This window comes from Nostoc sp. UIC 10890 (assembly GCF_054786515.1).
Map to the genome: position 1 here is coordinate 3348536 of NZ_JBSGKF010000001.1, position 20031 is coordinate 3368566.

Here is a 20031-nt window from a genome sequence, read left to right on the forward strand (position 1 = left end):
TAGGGGATATTAATTATTAGCCAATGACCAATGACCAATGACCAATGACCAATGACAAATGACAAATGACAAATGACAAATGACTAAAAAGTGGTTCCGAATTGGGATGGCGAGTGTATTTATTCTCTCACTTGCCTTACGGTTTTGGGGACTGGAGCGATTTAACACTCTGGTATTTGATGAAGTTTACTTTGCCAAATTCGGTAATAATTACCTTACGCATACACCCTTTTTTAATGCTCATCCGCCGCTGAGTCAATATATTATTGGTATCGGCATTTGGATTGGTAGTCACATTCCTTTTTGGCACGATACTGTAAATGGGCTGACAGGTTCATTGCGATCGCCTTGGACTTATCGTTGGATAAATGCCCTCACAGGCTCATTTATTCCTGTAGTTGTGGCTGCGATCGCTTATCAGTTGAGTTACCGCCGTACCTTTGCAATACTTGCAGGTTTGTTCACAGCCTGTGATGGCCTTTTTCTAGTTGAGTCTCGCTATGCCCTGAACAATATTTATATTGTCATTTTTGGTTTGTTAGGGCAGTGGTTTTTATTATTAGCATTAGATAACCAAAATCGGCGACGTTCATTTTGGTTAGTTCTTGCTGGTATTAGTTTTGGTGCGTCAGTTGGTACTAAATGGAACGGTTTATGGTTTCTTTTGGGTGCTTATCTAATTTGGGTAACAGCATGGGTAATTAGTTTGATACATTCTTTTCCTAACTCCAAACTCGGAGGCAGGAGGCAGGAGGCAGAAGGCGTAAGTCAGGAATCAGGAGTTAGTACTTATTCTCCCTTAGCACCCTTATCTTCCTCATCTCAAACACCACTACAAAACTTGACTCAGCTAAATATTGTTCAAATGCTGTTTTATCTAGGAATTATCCCAGCTTTTATCTACAGTATCATCTGGATTCCCCACCTTCAATTAGATAAAACTTATGGATTTATTGCAGTACATCAGCAAATTTTAAAGTTTCACTTACAGCTAGGTGGCAATAGTCCCAACGTGCATCCTTATTGTGCTGCCTGGTACAAATGGCCGTTGATGACTCGACCAATGGCATATTATTATCAAACAGCTAAAAGTATCACCGAACCTTTACCTGTAATGGGGCCCCCTTTGCCTGCCGGTGCTGGAAAAGTTATTTATGATGTTCATGCTATGGGCAACCCATTTTTGTGGTGGTTTGGTGTTGCTGCCATGTTGTTTCTAATTGGGTTGCTGGTGTCGCAAGCCGTTATTTTTTTGGTAAAGGAAAAGCGTTTTTCTGTACCTGCAACTCTGAGTGTTGATACTTGGATTGCATTGTATTTAGTTATCAATTATGCAGCTAACTTATTACCTTGGGTAAAGGTGACGAGGTGTGTTTTTATCTACCACTATATGTGTGCAGTGGTATTCGTATTTTTAGCGATCGCTTGGTTTGTAGATCAATGCCTTCGCAGTTATTATCAACAACTGCGGGCGCTAGGTGTCACCATTACTTTTATTATTCTGGCTGCTTTTATTTTCTGGATGCCAATTTATTTGGGTTTACCTCTCTCACCTCACGATTATAAACTGCGAATGTGGTTTAACTCTTGGATTTGATTAAAGACACATTGGGCATTGGACATGGATTATGAGGCTAGTACCGCAAGGCGGAATTAAAAATTAAAAATTAAAAATGAATACAGCATAAGGGTTTCGTTGATTTAGAATGATTGGTTTATTTCCACCGTGTTGTACTAGCGATCGCTAAAAAGTGTGTCGAAGCACACGCAGACGCAATTGTAGTCAATAGCCAAGTTGAAGTAAGTACAAGTTTTACTGCCACTCTCCCTTTGGTTAACATTTAAACAGTTAGCTAAATAGCAATTAAAGTAAGATTTAATACGTCTAATTCTATACGAGTAAGTGTGATTTATGGAATTGCTTTTGAGCGTTCAGATCACTGTATAGACGATTTTTTGGCTACCTGTAAAAGCTTTTAGGGAAGTTTTTAATTATACTAACTTGATAAAATTTATTTGATATTTTTGACTAATTTATACAAAAAATAAAGCAACTCAAGTAATTATACGCAATTGTCGTATTTAGTCAATATTTCATCAAAACTTATACAGCGCTTAATCTTCGGAATTTAAAAAGGAGATTTGTAGCTTGATGTATAAATAATAAAAAATACATAAAATAACATGCGCTATTAGTGTAATAATTTGCACGTGTAAACACTCATTTGAAAATGCTTGACAAATTATGCATCAAGCATGAGGCATTTGTGGATCTAGATTTATCGAAACAGAATTCAGGAGTCAGGAGCCAGAAAACAGACATGAATTTTGTGCGACTGGTGGATAGCGCAGCGTAAAGCTTTCTCTTTCAGAGACGCTAACGCGAACGCTTAGAGCGAGTCCGTGAGCGTCTTCATTCTGACCGGAGGCGGAGCGTCTCCGGCTCCGCTCCTGAATTCTGACCGGAGGCGGAGCGTCTCCGGCTCCGCTCCTGAATTCTTCTTCAAAAAACTAGCAAATTCTGCGTATATGTCCGAATGTCAGGTCAGTTTTGAGACTAAATACTTAAGTGCGTGTGGTGGTAAGTGTTTAACACCGTTTCAGCGGAAACTACTACTACAAAGTTTGGACGATAGTTTACCTGAATCCTACCGTCAACGAATTGAAATTATGTTGTTGGCAGATGAAGGTAAAACTCAAACAGATATCTGTCAAACCTTGGGATGTTGTGCCGCAACAGCACGACATTGGACACACATAGCTAGGGCTGGGATGGCGCACCAATGGCAAGATTGCCCCATTGGTCGCCCGAAGGCTGTGAATGATCAGTATTTGGAGCGTTTGAAGCAACTAGTTAACAACAGTCCTCGCGATCATGGCTATGCTTTTCGACGCTGGACAGCAAACTGGCTTGCGAAACATCTAGCAAAGGAATTTGGGATTGAGGTAAGCGATCGCCATGTCAAGCGACTGCTCAAACAGATGGGATTATCCACACTACCGAAACCCAGTAATGCAGAACAAAGCAGTAACGAAAAGGCTACGAGTTCCAAAATCTTGATTAGTGACCTCAAATCGGCAGCTATTCCTGATAATTCCGAATTTTTACCTATTAACTTTGCAAAATTAGGAAAAGATTTAGACATTTATGGCGCAAGATATATCTGCTCAGTTAGTTTCTCTGCAACAGTTAAACAATACTCTGGGTTATTCTCTTTCGACAGAGGAATTTCAACACTGTCTTGAACAAGTTAAATTTATCAACCCAAAAGTCGGCAAATTCTGGCAAGGAACTGATGCTAAAGCTGGTATATATATTGCGATCGCAGGAAAAGTCAGGCTGCTGGATGGCGGCGATGAGTTAATCGCTACTTTGGAGGTGGGAGAGTCCTTTGGGGAATTTACCTTATTTAATGAGGGTGACTTCAGACCTTATGCAGCAAGGGCTTCAGTAAACTTGCAATTATGCTTCATTCCAGGAGAGGTATTGTGGCCACTGATGGCTAAATATCCACAAATTCGGGAGCATTTGTGGGCTAGGGCGCTATCCCGTAATCCCCAACAGGTAGATTCAGAGAACCCCCCATCTGACTCAAAACTGCCTCATGAAAGAAAGATTTTGTCAACGCCAGCAGTCGAACCACACCAGAAAAAGATTAGCAAAGCCTATTTTCCCAACTCCAAGCAGCGAGTCGGACATTTATTACAGCGTGTGATTCGGCGCTATCCCTTTTTTGCCCAACAGAGTGGATCAGATTGCGGTGCAGCTTGTTTAGTAATGGTGTCTCGCTATTGGGGGAAAAACTTTAGTGTAAATCGCCTACGGGATATCGCCAATGTTGACCGCAATGGCTCGTCGCTGCGGGGGTTATCGGCGGCGGCGGAAAGTATTGGGTTTGCTACGCGACCGGTGAAAGCGAGTCTTGACCAATTGGCGAAACAAAAATTGCCTGCGATCGCCCACTGGGAGGGGAAGCACTACATCGTTGTCTATGAAATCGCTGAAAAACAGGTGATTGTGGCAGATCCTGGTATTGGTCAACGCACCCTCAGCCACCAAGAATTTAAAGCCAACTGGACTGGCTATACACTGCTGCTACAACCCACAGCCTGGTTGAAGGATGCCAAAGAGACTACAACCCCCTTTTGGCAATTCTTTGAGTTAATGAAGCCTCACTCTTTAGTAATGCTGGAAGTGTTTGTCGCTTCCTTATTTATCCAGATTTTTGGACTCGTTACTCCCCTATTTACCCAGTTAATTTTAGACCGAGTGGTAGTACAGCGTTCTGAACTGACCTTAACGGCGGTAGGGTTAGGATTGCTAATTTTTAGTTTATTCCGTGTAGCGATGACGGGATTACGGCAATATCTGTTAGACCACACGGCGAATAAGGTAGATTTGGCATTGATTGTAGGATTTATTCGCCATACCCTGCGCCTACCCTTAAGTTACTTTGAGTCGCGTTATGTGGGGGATATTATTTCTCGTGTACAGGAAAACCGCAAAATTCAACGTTTCCTTTCCGGTGAGGCGTTGTCCATCCTCTTGGATTTAGTCACCGTCTTTATCTATTTAGGATTGATGTTTTGGTACAGTTGGAAAATGGCGTTGCTGGTTTTAGTGATTGTGCCGCCTTTTTTCCTACTGGCAGTGATTGCCACACCTTTTTTACAAAAGATTTCTAGGGAAATCTTTAATGCTGTTACTAATGAAAGTAGCTATTTGATTGAAGCCCTTTCTGGTGTGCGAACAGTTAAATCCACAGCAGTGGAACAGACGGTACGTTGGCATTGGGAAGAGTTATTAAGTAAGGAAATAAAAACTAACTTTTCCGGGCAAGTTATCAGTAATCGTCTGCAAATATTCAGCAACACAATTGAAGCAGTGGTAACTACCGTCTTGCTGTGGTTTGGGGCATACCAAGTGATTCACAATCAGTTAACTATTGGGCAATTGGTAGCATTTAATATGTTGCTGGGAAATATTATTAGACCTTTCCAACGATTAACAGTTTTGTGGAATCAATTGCAAGAAGTTGTGATTGCAGTGGAACGCATTAATGATGTATTGGATGCCGAACCAGAAGAGGATTTACAGCATCAGGCGCGGCAATCTTTACCACCTATTCAAGGTAATATTCGCTTTGAAAATGTGACGTTTCGCTATCACCCTGAAAGCGATATAAATATTTTGGAAAATCTCAGTTTTGAAGTACACAGCGGGCAAATGGTTGCTCTAGTGGGACGGAGTGGTTCCGGGAAAACCACGATTTCTAAACTGGTTTTGGGATTATATCCTCCCACAAATGGCAAAGTGTTGATTGATGGGCAGGATATTAACAGTCTTTCGTTGCGTTCTCTACGCGAGCAGGTTGGGGTAGTTGACCAAGATACCTTTTTATTTGGCGGAACGATTCGGGAAAATATTAGCTTGGCACATCCTGGGGCAACTTTGGCAGAGATTATTGAGGCGGCGCGATTGGCGGGTGCTGATGAGTTTATTAAAAAGTTACCTATGGGTTATGAAACCCAGATTGGTGAAGGAGGAGGGATGTTATCTGGAGGACAGCGACAAAGAATTGCGATCGCTAAGGCATTGCTAGGTAATCCCAAGCTGTTGATTTTAGATGAAGCTACTTCCCATCTGGATGCAGAGTCAGAAAGAATTATTCAGACGAATTTAAACACAATTCTTAAAGGCAGAACTACCTTACTAATCGCCCATCGCCTATCAACTGTGCGGAATGCAGATTTGATTTTAGTGCTAGATAGAGGCGTGTTGATTGAGAGTGGGACTCACCAAGAGTTGATGGCGAAGCGGGGACATTATTTTTATCTCAATCATCAGCAGTTGGATGTTGCGGGGTAAAACAAGAGGATCGGGAGAAAGCTTTTCTTGTTTCACCACTTCTAAAATAAAATCCCAAATCCAAAATTGATATCAGGAAAAATCATGCCAAACACATTGAATGGAAAGGTTCAAACCCAAATCCATGAGGTAGAACAGCACGAGGAAATTTTAAGTAAACAAACACCAGCGAGATCAACTGATGATTGGGCTGACGCGACGAAGGATTTACTTGATAGCTTGCCCCAGGTTTGGACTAGGGGATTGCTATATTTTTTAGTGGTGTTTGTGTCGATAGTTTTACCTTGGGCGATGCTATCTAAGGTGGATGAAACTGGTTCGGCGAGAGGGCGACTTGAGCCAAAGGGAAAGACGGTTAGGCTGGATGCTGCTGTGGCAGGTACTGTTGCCGAAATTCGGGTCAAGGAAAGTGATTCGGTTAAAGTTGGGCAGACTTTATTAGTATTGGAATCGGAATTAGTTAAGGCGGAATTGCGGCAGGTACAGGATAAGTTAGAGGGACAATTAAATCGCTTTTCTCAACTAAATTCATCTAAAAGTCAGTTAGTTGTATCTTTGACAACGCAACAGCAACAAAATCAATCTCAACAGTTAGAAAAGCAGTCTCAAATTGACCAAGCACGACAGAATATGAATGCTCTTAGAAATTCCTATGATTTACAAAAAGACGAAAAGTTAGCTCAAGTTAATCAGGCACGGCAAACTCTTGAACATAGCCAAACAACTAATAAGCTAGTAGATAGTAGTTTGGCGAGCACTCAGCGGGAAGTTGAACGCTATCGCAGTCTTTGGCAGTCAGGGGTTGTTCCAGAAATTAATGTTGTAGATAAGCAAGATATAGCTAAAGACAAGCAACAGTTGTATGAACAAAATCAGTCAGATATTCAGCAAGCTAAACTACGTTTATTAGAACAACAGAGTAGTTATGAGCGGACTATTCGGCAAGCAAATGCAGATATTGAACAGGCACAGTTGCGACTCAAAGAACAGGAAAGGAGTTATCAAACTTTAACTCGTTCCAACAAACTAGCTCTGCTAAAAATCGACGAACAACAGAAGAATTTGGAAACAGAAATTACTACGCTTCAAGCAGAAATTGCTCAAAGTAAGAGTCAGATTGTCTCGTTAAAGTTTCAGTTAGGACAACGAGAGTTAAGAGCCACCGTGAATGGTAGAGTGTTTCATTTACCGATACAACGGGCTGGCTCTATGGTGCAGCCTGGCGCAATGATTGCGGAGATTGCACCACAAGGTTCGCCTTTAATAATTCGGGCACAAATGGCAACAAATGAGAGTGGTTTCTTGCGAAGAGGATTGCCAGTAAAGTTGAAGTTTGATGCTTATCCCTTTCAGGATTACGGCATTGTGGAAGGAGAATTGTTAGAAATTTCTCCTACTACCATAGAGGTGGAAACACCTAATGGCAAGGTAGCAGCTTATGACTTGGAAATTGCCCTAAAACAAAATTGTATTCGCTCGGCTAATAAGTGTATTATTTTGCGTCCCGGGGATACGGCGACAGCTGAAGTAATTGTGCGTCAGCGTCGGATCATTGATTTTCTGCTTGACCCGTTTAAGCAGTTGCAGCAGGGTGGCGTGAAATTGTAAAAGACTTATAAATAAATATCCCACCGTTTTTGTAGATGGGAAAGCTATAAAAGGAGAGGTAAAATGTCACAAGTTGTTAAGATTACAAACGAAAATATTCTTGAGCAAATTAAGCTATCTTGTAAAATTCCATCCATAATTGAAGAGATTGTAAATCGCCATATTCTGGAAAATACTTCAGAAGCTTTGGGTATTAAAGTAGAGGTTGCCGAACTCCAAAAAGCCGCTGACCAAATGCGTTTAGCTAACCAATTAGATAGTGCTGATGATACTTGGGCTTGGCTGGAAAAACATGGTCTGTCCTTAGAAGAGTTTGAAAAAATTCTTGACAATAGTGTGATTGCTGGAAAGTTAGCTGCTCATCTGTTTACAGATAAAGTTGAACAGCACTTTTTTGAACACCAATTAGATTATGCAACTGTAGTCTTGTATGAAGTTGTCTTAGATGACGAGGACTTAGCGCTGGAACTTTTCTATGCCATTCAAGAAGGAGAAATGAGTTTTCATGATGTTGCTCATAAATATATTCAAGATCAGGAGTTACGACGCTCTGGGGGATACCGAGGAATACTCAGTCGTAAGGACTTGAAGGCAGAAATTTCTGCTGCTGTCTTTGCTGCTAAACCACCACAAGTTCTCAAACCAATTGTCAATTCTCAAGGATTTTACCTGATTTTTGTTGAGGAGATTATTCAACCGCAATTAGATAATAAATTGCACATTAAAATTGTTTTTGAACTATTTTCACAATGGATGAAGCAGCAACGTAACAAAGTAGAAGTTTCATTAAGATTAAGTTCAATCAACTAAGTCTTTGTTTGAAAAGTTAGTTAATATTACAAAAAGTAAATAACCCTCTGCAAACCTCAGAGGGTTATTTATTTTTTGACATTTGATAAACATTGCTCTCATTGTGAAATTATAGATGTGTAATTTCACTATTAGGCAATCAAAAAAACAAAACTTATTTTTGTTTTATACCAATTTCATATGAAAATGCATAGGATAACTATAATCACAATTCTTGCTCTACAAGAATTTTATAGTTTAGATTCTGTGCAAGCTCACAAAGAATTAGTATTTCTAAATCTATTACTAAGTAAGCCGCGCAATTTCCTTACCTATTTGATAGCCAAGCCAAGCTGCTGCAATAAGTGGTAGAATTCCACCACGAGTTGCATCACTATCAATGTCGCTTAATTCATTCAGATAGCTTGATTCGTCAAGATCATTAATGGTAATGACTGTCATGATAAAATCTCCGATTCAGAAGTAGGAATAGATGTTTTCAGAATTAGTCATTAAGAAGGTAGCCAACAGCAACAGCTACAAGGAAAATACAGATTGGGCAACCACCCTTAACTTCATTGAGTTCACTGGTATTTAGCTCAACTAAACCGCTTTGAGCATTTAAATCTTGAATTAAAATGTTAGCCATTTTCAATTTCTCCTCTGTTTACTTTTAGTCGCCAGTTTCAGAATGAGGTTCTTAAGTTGCTCATCTATGGATAGTTTCTTCTATCAATCGTGTTAAGTCAATATTTAACTCTAGATATAACATGACAAAAATGATTCAATTATATGTTTTAAATTTACTAAATTTATTTTAAAAATAAAAAAATACCACAGATAGTTTAATAAGGAATTAACTAAAATATAGATTTTAAAGAAAAATATCCCTGACTCTCAAAAAAGTCAGAGATATTTTTTTAAATGATTTAGAAATGTAAATTACTATTGAATCTACTTTATTACTGTGCAATCACACTTTAACTGACTTTCTTTTTCGTAACCAGCTACCTAATCCCAGTGCTAGGACAGAACCAAGAATAGTTGAAGGTTCAGGAACAGTTTGGAAACCTCTATAAATACCACCTACTACTAAGGGCCCATTATCTCCAGGTACTGCTGGTCTTAAATCCGGGTCGGTAAGAAACTGAACTACAAAACGATTATTATTTGGGATTTCTCCTCCTACAAAATTAAATCTTGGAGCGCGAAAACCTTCGACAGTAAAATCAGGAGAAATAGTAAGAGTTGGAAAAATGTTAGAAAAACCAATTTGACCATCTCCATTTACATCTCCCCATTGCACATCATCTTCAAGGGTATCAAAATCTGGAAATAATAAAAGGGAGAGTGAATTTATGGTTAGTCCTGTATTATTTAGAAAGTTTTGTTGCCCAGTAGTATCAGGAGCATTCCAAAATATTAATTCATTTGGTTGAAGATTCAAGGGAATTCCTACTCCCTCAGGCAAGTTTGGGTCAGCTGTTGTCACTAATGGTTCGACTAAGATAGCAGCAGTTGCTGGAGCTAATGACATCAGACATCCTCCTACCGCAGCTGAAATCAATAATCCGATGTTTTTAGCTTTCATAAGTGTTGGTAATCTAACTCTATGTTTGGTTTTACCATTATCTTTTGTGTGAATTTACCCAAAAATAGAAAATAAATAAAATTTTAATAATTTATTTTATGGAAAAAGTGAAACTTTTATATCCCAAAATATGACAAGTAATAGATTATGCAAAATTTATGTTTTTCAGATTAATTAAAAAGCCTATTTAATAACAAAAAATTAAGATGAGTTTGTCTTTAGGTTAATTTTTTATTTTTTAAATAGAGCAGAGAAAAATCATAAAAAATCAACCCAAAAAAAGCTTGAGTTGATAGATAATAAATACTCAATTTCCAGTATCAGACGAATTTATTCTTAGCAATTAATCAACTTTCACTTCTCACACACAACACCGGCTTCCTGTTCAATGCAGTCTAACGCCTTCTTTGCTCTAAAAATAAGTCGCAAATAGGCTAATTGACTATTCCAAGCAGAACGAGGTAACAATGGTTCTTGAGAGTCTGTAGTAGAATCAGTGGAAATATTATTCATAAAAATGTTTAATTGCTGGGACTAACCAAAAGATGGACTAATTCTGATTCTGCTTCCCACGATTGTGGCCATTGAATGCGATCGCTAGTAAAATGAAGTGGATCGTTTTCTGGCCAAGGGCCATTTATTGGTTCTTCAACTAGCCCAAACTCCCCATTGTCAAAAGGGCTTCCCTCCGCCTGACGCTGGAGAAACACTCGTTCCCGAATACCACCTTTTTCCTGAGTCAGGGCGCGATGATGACAGTAAGGATTGTTACCTCTCTTATCAAAGAAAACATGAGCAGTCCAACTGCAACCACCACGACAAAGTTCCGCAAATTCGCAAGACTTACAGAAACCCCACAAATGTTCTGTTCCTTTGGGAGTATCAGCCCCCAAATTAAACCGTAGTTCTTCTGTTTCTTCAATAATTGTTCGCAGTGAATAGTCGCGGATGTTGCCGCCAGTATAGGCTGTGGTAGGTAGTGAGGGACAACCTTTTATCGCACCATCGGCTTCAATGCCTAAAGCAGACAATCCAGCACTACATCCCTGCCAGAACGACCAAGCATCTCCTCCCCGCAACAGTCGTTCATAGGGGCCGTAATAACCGATATTATTTCCCGGTTGAACTTGCACTCCTTCCCGCTTTGCCTTTTGAGCAACACGAGCAATCATGGGATATATATCTAATAATTCATAAGGTTGTAGCAGAATTTCACTATTATCTGCTGCATTTCCCATCGGTACAGTCAACTGAATTTGCCAAGCGAATACTCCAGCATCGCGGAGATGCTTGTAAATACAAGGAAATTCTGGTGCAGAGAGACGATTAATTTGAGTATTGCAGCCAAAGCGTATATCTGCTTCCTTGAGATTGCTCATGGTCTTAAACGCCCATTGCCAAGAGCCTTGTCTACCACGTAAACGGTCGTGAGTTGCTTCTAAACCATCAACTGATACAGATACCACACTAATTCCAGCTTCCTTCATCCGGTGTGCTGTGTCTAAGGTGATACCATAACCCCCTGTAGTCATACCACATAACATCCCAGCTTTGGTAATTGCTTGGGCAATCTCCAGCCAGTCAGGACGTAGAAAAGCTTCACCACCAATTATGGTTACTTCTGTAATTCCCACTTCCGCCATTTGTTTGACTAAATCAAGGGCTTCTGCTGTGGAAAGTTCTTGTGCCCTTGTATGCCCAGCACGAGAGCCGCAGTGTTGACAGGCTAGATTACACTTGAGTGTAATTTCCCAAACTGCATAACTAATTCGGCGATAAGCCATAAAAATACTCTCAATTGATTTTTCTAGAAAGGGACGAACAAATCCTCATCCGTCCCTAGAAATTTAATCTTTTCTAGTCGCAATAGAGGTTCCTTAAACTATGTCATCTACCCGAATAACTCCATACAACAGTTGGTAGGGTGGCCATACAGCTCCATATAATGGTTGGATTTTGGGCTTGCCAGTTAATCCACCAAAAACTGCTGCCAATTCTTTTTCACTTAAATCCTTGAATTCAGCTTCACCATTTGCAGACTCCAGCAATTGAGCAGTATATTCTTCATACTCTTCTAGAGTGAAATCGTAGCCAGCAGCTTTAACTATTTGACTACATTCTTCCTTGCTATTAACGCCTTGAATTTGATTACGAAAGGCTTCATCATTTGCTAGCTTTTCGTAAAAAGCTTTCACATGTTCTATAGACATAATCTTCTACTCCTGAAATTACTTAAGAGTTGGTAACTCTGTTGGAATATTGAACCAATTCATTAGATATTTCTAATCTTTTAGGATGGACATCCTGCCTGCTTTTGGCTACAGGCGGGTAAGACACCCACCCCAATACTTCTCGGCTAATCACTTTTAACTCGGAATTGGGTTTGGGGAAAAGGTTAAAGGCTAAGGGTAAAGGTTTTTTCTTTATCCCTTTCCCGTTCCCCTTTCCCCCTTAACCGACAAGTATTGACACCCACCCCACAAGCAGTAGTTGAGTATTTTTTATTTGGAAGCCTTTTAACTGGCAGCTAGTTTTGACACTTGAATTGCTACTTCAGACGGATTGTAGTTATCTGTAATCAGTTGTGGACAACGCATACAAGCTGCTTTCCCTTCTTGTTGCCACCACCGACAATCTCGGCGTATGGAACAGGGGGGTAGTTCTTCTGCCACTGGCGGTAACTTTTCTACAATTCGCATTGCTAGACGGCAATCTTGTCCATCAAAATGCTGGCAACCTTTAGTGGCACAAGCTGCCGCCGTCCGAAAAATTTCAGCAGGTGTAATTGGACTAGCTTTTGCTATCAGTTCATTAGTGATAGGCAAGGGCTGTTTAAGATAAGTTACACGGGGTTCTGCAACTGTTCCACTGATGATTCCGAAAACAACACTATCCTCAGATTCTGGTCTAGCACTGGGGCAAAGTGTAGTTTTATCAACAGTAATATCTTTCATCAATTGAGCCTCCAGTGGAGAGAATCTTTATGAATACAAGGGTTCAGTTGCTATCAGTCCTATCGTTGTAGGAATAGGAAACTTACCAAGAATTACGGGAACTAATTTGGATACTCCACCTGCAACACTTTTTGCTTCTTCGTCAGACATAGATAATAAAGTTTCTTCTGAATCCAAAACTTCGTTCCGACGTGCCACAGCATTTTTCACAGCATCATCAATCAAATCGCTAATTTCAATTTGACTGTTATACTTTCTTTCTTTCGCTTCCATGTTGATTTTCCTATGATTTATTGACTATTACTAATCAGTGTAATTGCCTAATATGTCCTTATCTTAGGAAAAAAGAAGCTACTCACTCTATATCTTAATAACTCTAAAGTAGACAGAAATAAAACTTTTATGTCACTAAAAAACGATAAATTTTGATTCGCCCCTATTTTTCTGTAGGGGCATATATCATTTACTCAAGCTATAAACTGTGGGATACCAATTCAAATTTGATATCTTAGGCAATTGCGATCATTAACTAAAATATTTATGTCCCGAAAATATTGGAAATTGATAGAGAATTTCTAATCTCTAGTTACTTTAGATCAACTTGGAAAAACATATAATCTCTAAAATATCAAGATAAAAAGCTAGATTTGGCATTTATAGTGCTATGCGATCGCACACCATCACTACTCTTCATTTACAACTTCTCGCCTAACAAACAAAGCCCGATAAACAGGTTCACCCTTTTTTTGCGTACCTATTTCCCTTTCTGTTGGAACTGGTAAGGGGTTTTCAGTCAACCATTCTCCTGTACCAATTTTCTCAAAATCTGGATTTTCCGCAAAGCGATCGCGCATTTCCACAGCGACAAATTCCATATCTGATTGCAGAAATACAAATCCCCCAACCGCAAGATATTTCGCTAAATCTGCCACTAATTCTGGTTGGACTACACGACGTTTCGCATGGCGGGTTTTAAACCAAGGATCGGGGAATTGAATTGTAACGCGTTGTAAACTTCCTTGAGGGAGAGAAGATAAAAGTGAGTGCAATGAGTTATTCACATTGCAAAACAAGTAGTGCAGGTTTGTTAAAGCCAACTCAGAACGTAACTTATTCGCCTCCACCACCAGCGGTTCCCGAATTTCTAAGCCGAGAAAATTCCAGTTGGGTTCTATCTTGGCCATATTCAGCAAAAACTGTCCCTTAGCGCAGCCAATATCTAGATGTAGTGGTTGATTTGGCTTTGCATAAACTTTTTCCCAGTCAAGGGGATTTGCTGGTGTTTGATACTTTTTACCAAGTGGATTAACATGCTGGCGGACTCGGACTGCTGCCAAAATTTGCTCTCCTTCACGTGAAAATATCCTGTAGTGCAATTCCAGGTTACAAGGAAGTCTAGCAAAAGTATGCCAAAAATTATCGGTCTATCATTCAATCGCCTATCCAGCAGAAAGTTTTTGACACTCCCACTACTATAACCTGGATTTCTCACCAATGCTCAAAGCCTGTGCTTGTGCAGGGGAGCAGAGGAGAGTTCAATTGCCTTGTTCTTTCTCGTCTGCCCCTCTGCCCCTCTGCCTCTCTGCATTTAAAACTTGTGAGAAATGCGGGTATAAGCGGTGGGCTTTTTGCTCCAATACTTGTAAAGCAGTCTGAGTCAAATATGCCATCTTTACACTGTATTTTGAGGTTTTCGAGAAATTTATATTTTTGAAGTCCCTCATTTTGCATTAATCTCTAGAATTAAAATGCTTAAGCACATTTGCTCTAGTCATGGAGGGAGGAAACTTAAACAGTGGATATTTTAGATTTGTTTTATAAGGGCGGGCCGGCGATGTGGCCTTTGCTTATTTTGTCGATTCTGGCTTTGAGTGTGATTTTCGAGCGTTTGTGGTTCTGGTTAAGAATTTTGACTCAGGAAAAGCAAATAGTCGATCGCATCCTAGATGCTGCCCAGGATAATTGGCAAGTAGCTGCGGACATTGCAAGACAAGCAAGCCATCAGCCAGTTGGGCGTTTTCTTTACGCCCCTCTACGCTTAACAAAAAGTAATGCGGAAACCTTTCGACTAGCACTTGAGTCCACAGCAGAAGATGAATTGGCTGGAATGCGGCGAGGTGAAAAGCTTTTAGAAGCCGTGATTGCCCTCGCACCCTTGCTAGGATTATTAGGTACAGTTTTGGGTTTAATCCAGTCTCTGCGCTCAATTCGGATTGGCGATTTAGGCACTGAATCTACTGCTGGAGTGACTACTGGTATTGGTGAATCCTTAATTAGTACGGCAGCAGGGCTAATAGTTGCCATCATTAGTTTGGTATTTTACCGCCTATTTCAAAGTTTTGTCGTCAACCAAGTTAAAGTTTTTCGTAAAGCAGGGAATGAGATGGAATTGCTCTATCACCAGTCCCCGCCTGATTTTAGTAATATTACATCAGCAATTGTGCGGGAGAGTTTCACTCCACCTCGCAAGCCAGGAAAGACTCGGTTGCCTGAACCACCTGAACCCCCGAATGCACCTAATTAATAGTCAAGAATTCAACTCCGAAACCAGGCTTTAGAGTGAGACATGAAAGTTAATCTACATACTCCAATTGAAGAAGTTCAAATTCAAATCATCCCTTTAATTGATGTTGTTTTTTGTATCCTGACGTTTTTTTTGTTAGCGGCATTACAATTTACACGGCAACAGGCGATAAATGTTGATTTGCCCAAAGCCAGTCCCAGTTTAGTATCTGGGATAACATCACAGAGTGGAAGTCTGATTGTGACTATTGATGCTGTTGGCAATACTTACATAGAAAAACAGCCTATAAAACGGGAAGATTTGGGACAAACGTTAAAACAGTATCTCCAACAAAATCCCAGTGCTGTTGTGGTGCTGAATGCTTCGCGCACAGCAACTTATAATGATGTGATTGAGACATTAGATTTACTACGGCAAGTAGGAGGCGATCGCGTTTCTTTGGGAATTATTCCTGGCCCATCTCAACCACCCACAAGCTTACCAAACCAGCCTGCTATCCCCTCTTTCCCTATAAATCCTGGTGATGCACCAGTTCCAGGTATCAATCCCGAAGGGAATCTTGCCCCGAAATTTCCCTTAGCACCTAATTCCGTACCCTTACCCACGGCAGTTCCTAGCTCACCAGCGCCATAAGCGCCAGCACCCAAACAAGCCCAACCTAATCTTAAAAGATAATGTAGGGCATGGGGCATGGGGAATGGGGAATGGGCATTGGTTATTAACTTTTATTCCCTTGCTCCCCTACTCCCTCATTCCCCACTCCCCCTTCAAGCTTTTTGCTAAACCTAAAGATATCTAAAATAAAATTCGGGCAGAGAAAAATTCTCTGCTAATTTATAAATAATTGGTTGAGCTTTAAAGATTTTTCCACCGATAAACTGAAGTAATTTATCACCAATTGCCATTCACATTTCAGGGGTTGTGGCATGAATATCGTGACGCTTTTAATTGTTTGGGTAGTAACAGCTATCAGCTTATTGATAATTAGCAAATTGCCTTTGGGAGTTGAAATTGACACTCCAGGTAAAGCCTTCCTTTCTGCCGCAGTGCTTGGGATCGTGACGGCAATAGTCAGACCGATTTTAAGCCTCGTTTTTGCAGTACCAAATTTACTTACACTGGACTTACTATCCGGCATTTTCACATTTATGATTGCCGTAGTTTGCTTTAGTATTGCTGCTTGGTTAGTAGAGGGCTTTCGTTTACGTTACGGGATTTGGAGTGCTGTAATTGGGGCATTTGCGCTGACTATAATTAACAGCTTAATCTACAAACTATTGGGCGTCTAAAATCAAGAGTTAGGAGTGATGAGTGATCAGTTGTTAATAACTCCTAACTCCTAACTCCTAACTCCTAACTCCCATCTTTTAACTATTCGTTGGAACTTGGTGGAGCAACTGGGGTAGTTGATTGTTGTTTACGTTGCTCGCGTTTTTTGCGATCGGCTGAAAGCATATCTGCCATTACTATCAGTGCTTGCGCCATTTTTTCTAAGTTAGAACGATATAACTCCAAATCTTTGTTGAGTTTGTCATCGGAGAGGTGCAGACCGGCAGCGATCGCTTTCAATGCTTCAGTTAGTTGTTTTTCGTCTTTGACTAATTCGGGATCTGACTGCTCTAATAACGAAAATACACCAATTGCGAACAAACGGTTGTATTTAAAGTTAGGATTATTGGCGATCGCTTGCAGTTGTGCTTGTAAGTCACCATCTCTATCTAAGTAAGTAGTTTGCCCTAGCCAACCAATTAAATCTTTAACTGGCAAACCTTTAGCTACAGCTAGCAATCTTTCAGCATCCTGTCGATATTGTTGCGGATCTTTTTCTATAGCCCGACATAGGGCGTTAAAAATTGATTCTTGATCCCGTTCGGGTTGATAGCCTTCCATGAAGCGGTCAAAAGTAGTGACGACACCCAAGGCATAAATTGGATTGTAGCTAAAATCGATATTTACTGACAGCAGATGCATTTCCACCATCAATTCTTCTACTACCCGACGATAAATAGTGTTGATCGGACGGGTGTGAAGATTGTAGAAAGTTCGTTTTGTATCAGAGACTGTACGGACGTTATTCACAAAGAAAAAGGAAATGTTAAGGGCGACGTATCTTTATTTTCTCGCTTAAAGGCTACTTTGCCAAGTTGAGCTTTTAGCTGGTGACAGTTTCATTTACAATGTAGACAAATCAGAAGTATTTTATAAGCTAGTAGCCACAGGGGATTAAGACCTTTTCTCCTAAAAAACTAGCCAAAAAAATTATCATCCTTAATGATTCTTTTATCGCATTTATGAACTTCTCGCCACAGTTAATTGCTTTAGGTGAGTACCTAGCTGGTGAATTTGATAATCGGGAACAAGCTATAGCAGAGCCAGTTTGGTATGTCCACCTGTGCTTGTGGCAAAGACCAGTTAATCTCTTCACAGAAGATAGCATTACCTTGTTTGCCGAACAGGCTAACGTTATTACCCTAGATCAACCTTATCGCCAGCGAATTATCCGCTTGCGTCAGGGGAGCGACTCTGACGCAACCGTGGAAGTACAATATTATATGCCTCAAGATCCAGGTGCATTAAGAGGCGCAGGTCATAACCCTGCTCTACTCAACACACTGACACCCGAACAATTAGATTTACTGCCAGGTTGTATCCTAACAGTTACTCAAGAAAAACTAGCTTGCGATCGCTATAAGTTCACTGCCACTCCATTACCAGAAACTCGTTGTAGCTTTACTTATCTTGGCAATACTGTGTATGTTTCCTTGGGTTTTGCAGCTACAGGGGCAGAATTTTATAGCTACGACAAAGGAATTGATCCAGAAACTGGAAAAGCAACCTGGGGAGCGATTATGGGGCCTTATCGCTACACCAAGCGAAATCAGTATTGAATAAGATAAAGTTATGAGTCATGAATTTTGAATTAACTCCAAACTCCTAACTCCTAACTCTTTTCTAACTGGCAATGCTACGAGGTACACCTTCTAAAGCTTCCTCTTCTGTTTCAAAGATTTCAAAAACAGTATCCATCATCGTCACTTCAAATACGAGTTTGGCTTCTGGATGTACATTGCAAATGCGGAAACTGCCCTTGACTTTATCAGCATCGCGCATTCCAGCGACTAAAGAAGTGAGACCAGAACTATCAATAAAATTTACCTGAGCCAGATTTACAACTACGTGGCGACTGAGTTTGGAAATACACTCCTGTAACTTCAGGCGAAATTGCCAAGCAGTGGTGATATCTAGGCGACCTGCTGGTGTCAGGACAATAACAGTGTTTCCGTCTTGGGTTGTATAAGTTTTTTGGTCTATATGAATCACTAAAGCCCTCCCCGTGCCATTCCTATTAAGATTAATTACTCGCAGAATTTTCTAATGCTGTCACTTGAGATTAACAAGGTATAGCTAAAATTGTCACTTTTTTCTGCTAAGTGCTTAACTTTAGTAGTTTAACTCATCAAAATAGTGGGGAGTAGGGAGATGGGGGAGAAAGGGAAGATCAGGATAATTATCATAACTCCTGACTCCTAACTCCTAACTCCTAACTCAGTACTCAGCACTCAGTACTATTTAGGTGTCCAGTTGATCCAATCTTGAGGTTTAAGGAAGGTTTCATACAACTCGGCTTCGGGGGAATTGGGTTCCGGTTGATAGCCGTATTCCCAGCGCACTAAGGGTGGTAGGGACATAAGAATTGATTCGGTGCGTCCGTTGGTTTGTAGACCAAAAATGGTACCTCGGTCATAAACCAAGTTAAATTCTACATATCGTCCCCGACGGTATAGTTGAAAATTCCGTTGGCGATCGCCATATTCCATCCCATGCCGCCGTTCTACAATTGGTACGTAGGCTGGTAAAAATGCTCTGCCGCAGTCTTGCACAAAACCAAACAAATCTTCCCAATTGCGGGTTGCTGGTGTTCCCACCTGGTTGCTATAACTAGCCGCTTCTCCGTCGGGATTTGGGCCGCGATATAAAGCACCTTGACCGTCTTGGTAATCAAAAAACAGACCACCTACCCCCCGTGTCTCATCGCGATGCTTGAGGTAGAAATATTCATCACACCACCGTTTAAATACTGGGTAATATTCTGGGTGGTGTTCGTCACAAGCCTGTTTTAATGTTTTGTGTAAATGCGCCGCATCTTCAGCAAAGGGGTAATAAGGTGTCAAGTCAAGACCACCACCAAACCACCACACTGGCCCCGCTTCAAAGTAGCGATAATTTAGATGAACTGTGGGTACGTAAGGATTGTGAGGATGTAGCACCATTGAAGTGCCAGTGGCATAAAAGCCATGCCCTGCTGCTTCCGGGCGTTGGGCTAAAATTGAAGCTGGCAAATGGGAACCCCAAACTTCAGAAAAATTTACACCTGCTTGTTCAAATATTGCACCATCTCGCAGCACGCGCGATCGCCCTCCACCTCCTTCTGGGCGTTCCCAACTATCTTCATGAAACTTAGCCACACCATCTAGTTTTCCTAATGATTCAGTAATTTCGTCTTGCAGCTGTTTCATAAACTGACTGACTCTAGTCTGAGCGTCAGGTGCTGGCAAAGATTTGGATGATACTGCTTCTACAGTTGGTGTTTGCGAGTTGGTCAACATAGATTCCCGAACCTAAATTACAATTTCCAGAAAGCCACAAATTTTTCATTTTAAAATTTGGGGGAAACACGCGCCAACAATCTAGCTCT

Annotated in this window: 21 protein-coding genes; 9 read left to right on the top strand and 12 right to left on the bottom strand. The window is 40.6% G+C overall.

The genetic code is table 11. From position 1 onward, the window contains the following. Positions 1-79: 79 nt before the first annotated feature. The 5 genes from ACWATR_RS13570 to ACWATR_RS13590 all read left to right on the top strand — a co-directional run bounded on the left by ACWATR_RS13570 (position 80) and on the right by ACWATR_RS13590 (position 8287). Entirely contained in the window at positions 80-1597 is a 1518-nt protein-coding gene (locus tag ACWATR_RS13570) for a dolichyl-phosphate-mannose--protein mannosyltransferase (protein WP_460333023.1), read from the top strand. Positions 1598-2529: 932 nt separating this feature from the next. Beyond that, positions 2530-3246 carry a helix-turn-helix domain-containing protein gene (locus ACWATR_RS13575; protein WP_460333026.1) on the top strand — a complete coding sequence of 239 codons (717 nt, stop codon included), beginning with the start codon at positions 2530-2532 and terminating at the stop codon, positions 3244-3246. After that, entirely contained in the window at positions 3149-5869 is a 2721-nt protein-coding gene (locus tag ACWATR_RS13580) for a peptidase domain-containing ABC transporter (RefSeq protein WP_460333028.1), read from the top strand. Before ACWATR_RS13575 ends, ACWATR_RS13580 begins: the two co-directional genes overlap by 98 nt. Before the next feature lie 84 nt (positions 5870-5953). Next, entirely contained in the window at positions 5954-7477 is a 1524-nt protein-coding gene (locus ACWATR_RS13585; protein ID WP_460333031.1) for an HlyD family efflux transporter periplasmic adaptor subunit, read from the top strand. Positions 7478-7540: 63 nt separating this feature from the next. Further along, complete coding sequence (locus ACWATR_RS13590) at positions 7541-8287, top strand: peptidylprolyl isomerase (RefSeq protein WP_460333033.1); 747 nt, start codon at positions 7541-7543, stop codon at positions 8285-8287. A gap of 285 nt (positions 8288-8572) precedes the next feature. Here ACWATR_RS13590 and ACWATR_RS13595 read toward each other — a convergent pair whose 3' ends face one another. From ACWATR_RS13595 to trmB, 9 genes are all read right to left on the bottom strand, one after another. Continuing rightward, positions 8573-8728, bottom strand: coding sequence for a hypothetical protein (locus ACWATR_RS13595; RefSeq protein ID WP_460333036.1), 156 nt, complete (start codon positions 8726-8728; stop codon positions 8573-8575). Positions 8729-8771: 43 nt separating this feature from the next. Then, positions 8772-8915, bottom strand: a complete 144-nt coding sequence (locus ACWATR_RS13600; protein WP_181932334.1) for a hypothetical protein — start codon at positions 8913-8915, stop codon at positions 8772-8774. Positions 8916-9239: 324 nt separating this feature from the next. After that, positions 9240-9857 (bottom strand): PEP-CTERM sorting domain-containing protein, encoded by a 618-nt coding sequence (locus ACWATR_RS13605; protein WP_460333039.1) that lies wholly within the window; start codon positions 9855-9857, stop codon positions 9240-9242. Positions 9858-10211: 354 nt separating this feature from the next. Then, a complete protein-coding gene (locus ACWATR_RS13610) occupies positions 10212-10370 on the bottom strand; it encodes a hypothetical protein (protein WP_460333042.1) in 159 nt (52 codons plus the stop codon). Between the two features lie 8 nt (positions 10371-10378). Next, complete coding sequence (locus ACWATR_RS13615; RefSeq protein WP_460333045.1) at positions 10379-11641, bottom strand: nif11-class peptide radical SAM maturase 3; 1263 nt, start codon at positions 11639-11641, stop codon at positions 10379-10381. 93 nt (positions 11642-11734) lie between these two features. Further along, complete coding sequence (locus ACWATR_RS13620; RefSeq protein WP_460333048.1) at positions 11735-12067, bottom strand: Nif11-like leader peptide family natural product precursor; 333 nt, start codon at positions 12065-12067, stop codon at positions 11735-11737. Positions 12068-12373: 306 nt separating this feature from the next. Beyond that, positions 12374-12811, bottom strand: coding sequence for a nitrogen fixation protein (locus tag ACWATR_RS13625; RefSeq protein ID WP_069070969.1), 438 nt, complete (start codon positions 12809-12811; stop codon positions 12374-12376). 27 nt (positions 12812-12838) lie between these two features. After that, a complete protein-coding gene (locus ACWATR_RS13630; protein WP_460333051.1) occupies positions 12839-13084 on the bottom strand; it encodes a hypothetical protein in 246 nt (81 codons plus the stop codon). 410 nt (positions 13085-13494) lie between these two features. After that, positions 13495-14148 carry a tRNA (guanosine(46)-N7)-methyltransferase TrmB gene (gene trmB, locus ACWATR_RS13635; RefSeq protein WP_460333054.1) on the bottom strand — a complete coding sequence of 218 codons (654 nt, stop codon included), beginning with the start codon at positions 14146-14148 and terminating at the stop codon, positions 13495-13497. Between the two features lie 458 nt (positions 14149-14606). Here trmB and ACWATR_RS13640 point away from each other — a divergent pair, with 458 nt between their 5' ends. The 3 genes from ACWATR_RS13640 to ACWATR_RS13650 all read left to right on the top strand — a co-directional run bounded on the left by ACWATR_RS13640 (position 14607) and on the right by ACWATR_RS13650 (position 16624). Next, a complete protein-coding gene (locus tag ACWATR_RS13640; RefSeq protein WP_460333057.1) occupies positions 14607-15335 on the top strand; it encodes a MotA/TolQ/ExbB proton channel family protein in 729 nt (242 codons plus the stop codon). A gap of 42 nt (positions 15336-15377) precedes the next feature. Continuing rightward, a complete protein-coding gene (locus tag ACWATR_RS13645; RefSeq protein ID WP_460333060.1) occupies positions 15378-15968 on the top strand; it encodes an ExbD/TolR family protein in 591 nt (196 codons plus the stop codon). 293 nt (positions 15969-16261) lie between these two features. Further along, positions 16262-16624 (top strand): phage holin family protein, encoded by a 363-nt coding sequence (locus ACWATR_RS13650; RefSeq protein WP_099102349.1) that lies wholly within the window; start codon positions 16262-16264, stop codon positions 16622-16624. Positions 16625-16706: 82 nt separating this feature from the next. On the opposite strand, the gene psb29 is transcribed toward ACWATR_RS13650, so the two are convergent. Further along, the gene (gene psb29, locus ACWATR_RS13655) at positions 16707-17414 is read right to left on the bottom strand and encodes a photosystem II biogenesis protein Psp29 (RefSeq protein ID WP_460333064.1); all 708 of its coding nucleotides are present in this window, start codon (positions 17412-17414) and stop codon (positions 16707-16709) included. A 212-nt stretch (positions 17415-17626) separates the two neighbouring features. Here psb29 and ACWATR_RS13660 point away from each other — a divergent pair, with 212 nt between their 5' ends. Beyond that, positions 17627-18223: a CpcT/CpeT family chromophore lyase gene (locus ACWATR_RS13660; RefSeq protein WP_460333067.1), complete on the top strand. Its 597-nt coding sequence runs from the start codon at positions 17627-17629 to the stop codon at positions 18221-18223. Positions 18224-18287: 64 nt separating this feature from the next. On the opposite strand, the gene ACWATR_RS13665 is transcribed toward ACWATR_RS13660, so the two are convergent. Both ACWATR_RS13665 and hemF read right to left on the bottom strand, forming a co-directional pair. Further along, positions 18288-18656: an STAS domain-containing protein gene (locus ACWATR_RS13665; protein ID WP_012411454.1), complete on the bottom strand. Its 369-nt coding sequence runs from the start codon at positions 18654-18656 to the stop codon at positions 18288-18290. Between the two features lie 245 nt (positions 18657-18901). After that, complete coding sequence (gene hemF, locus ACWATR_RS13670) at positions 18902-19942, bottom strand: oxygen-dependent coproporphyrinogen oxidase (RefSeq protein ID WP_460333071.1); 1041 nt, start codon at positions 19940-19942, stop codon at positions 18902-18904. Positions 19943-20031 lie beyond the last annotated feature (89 nt).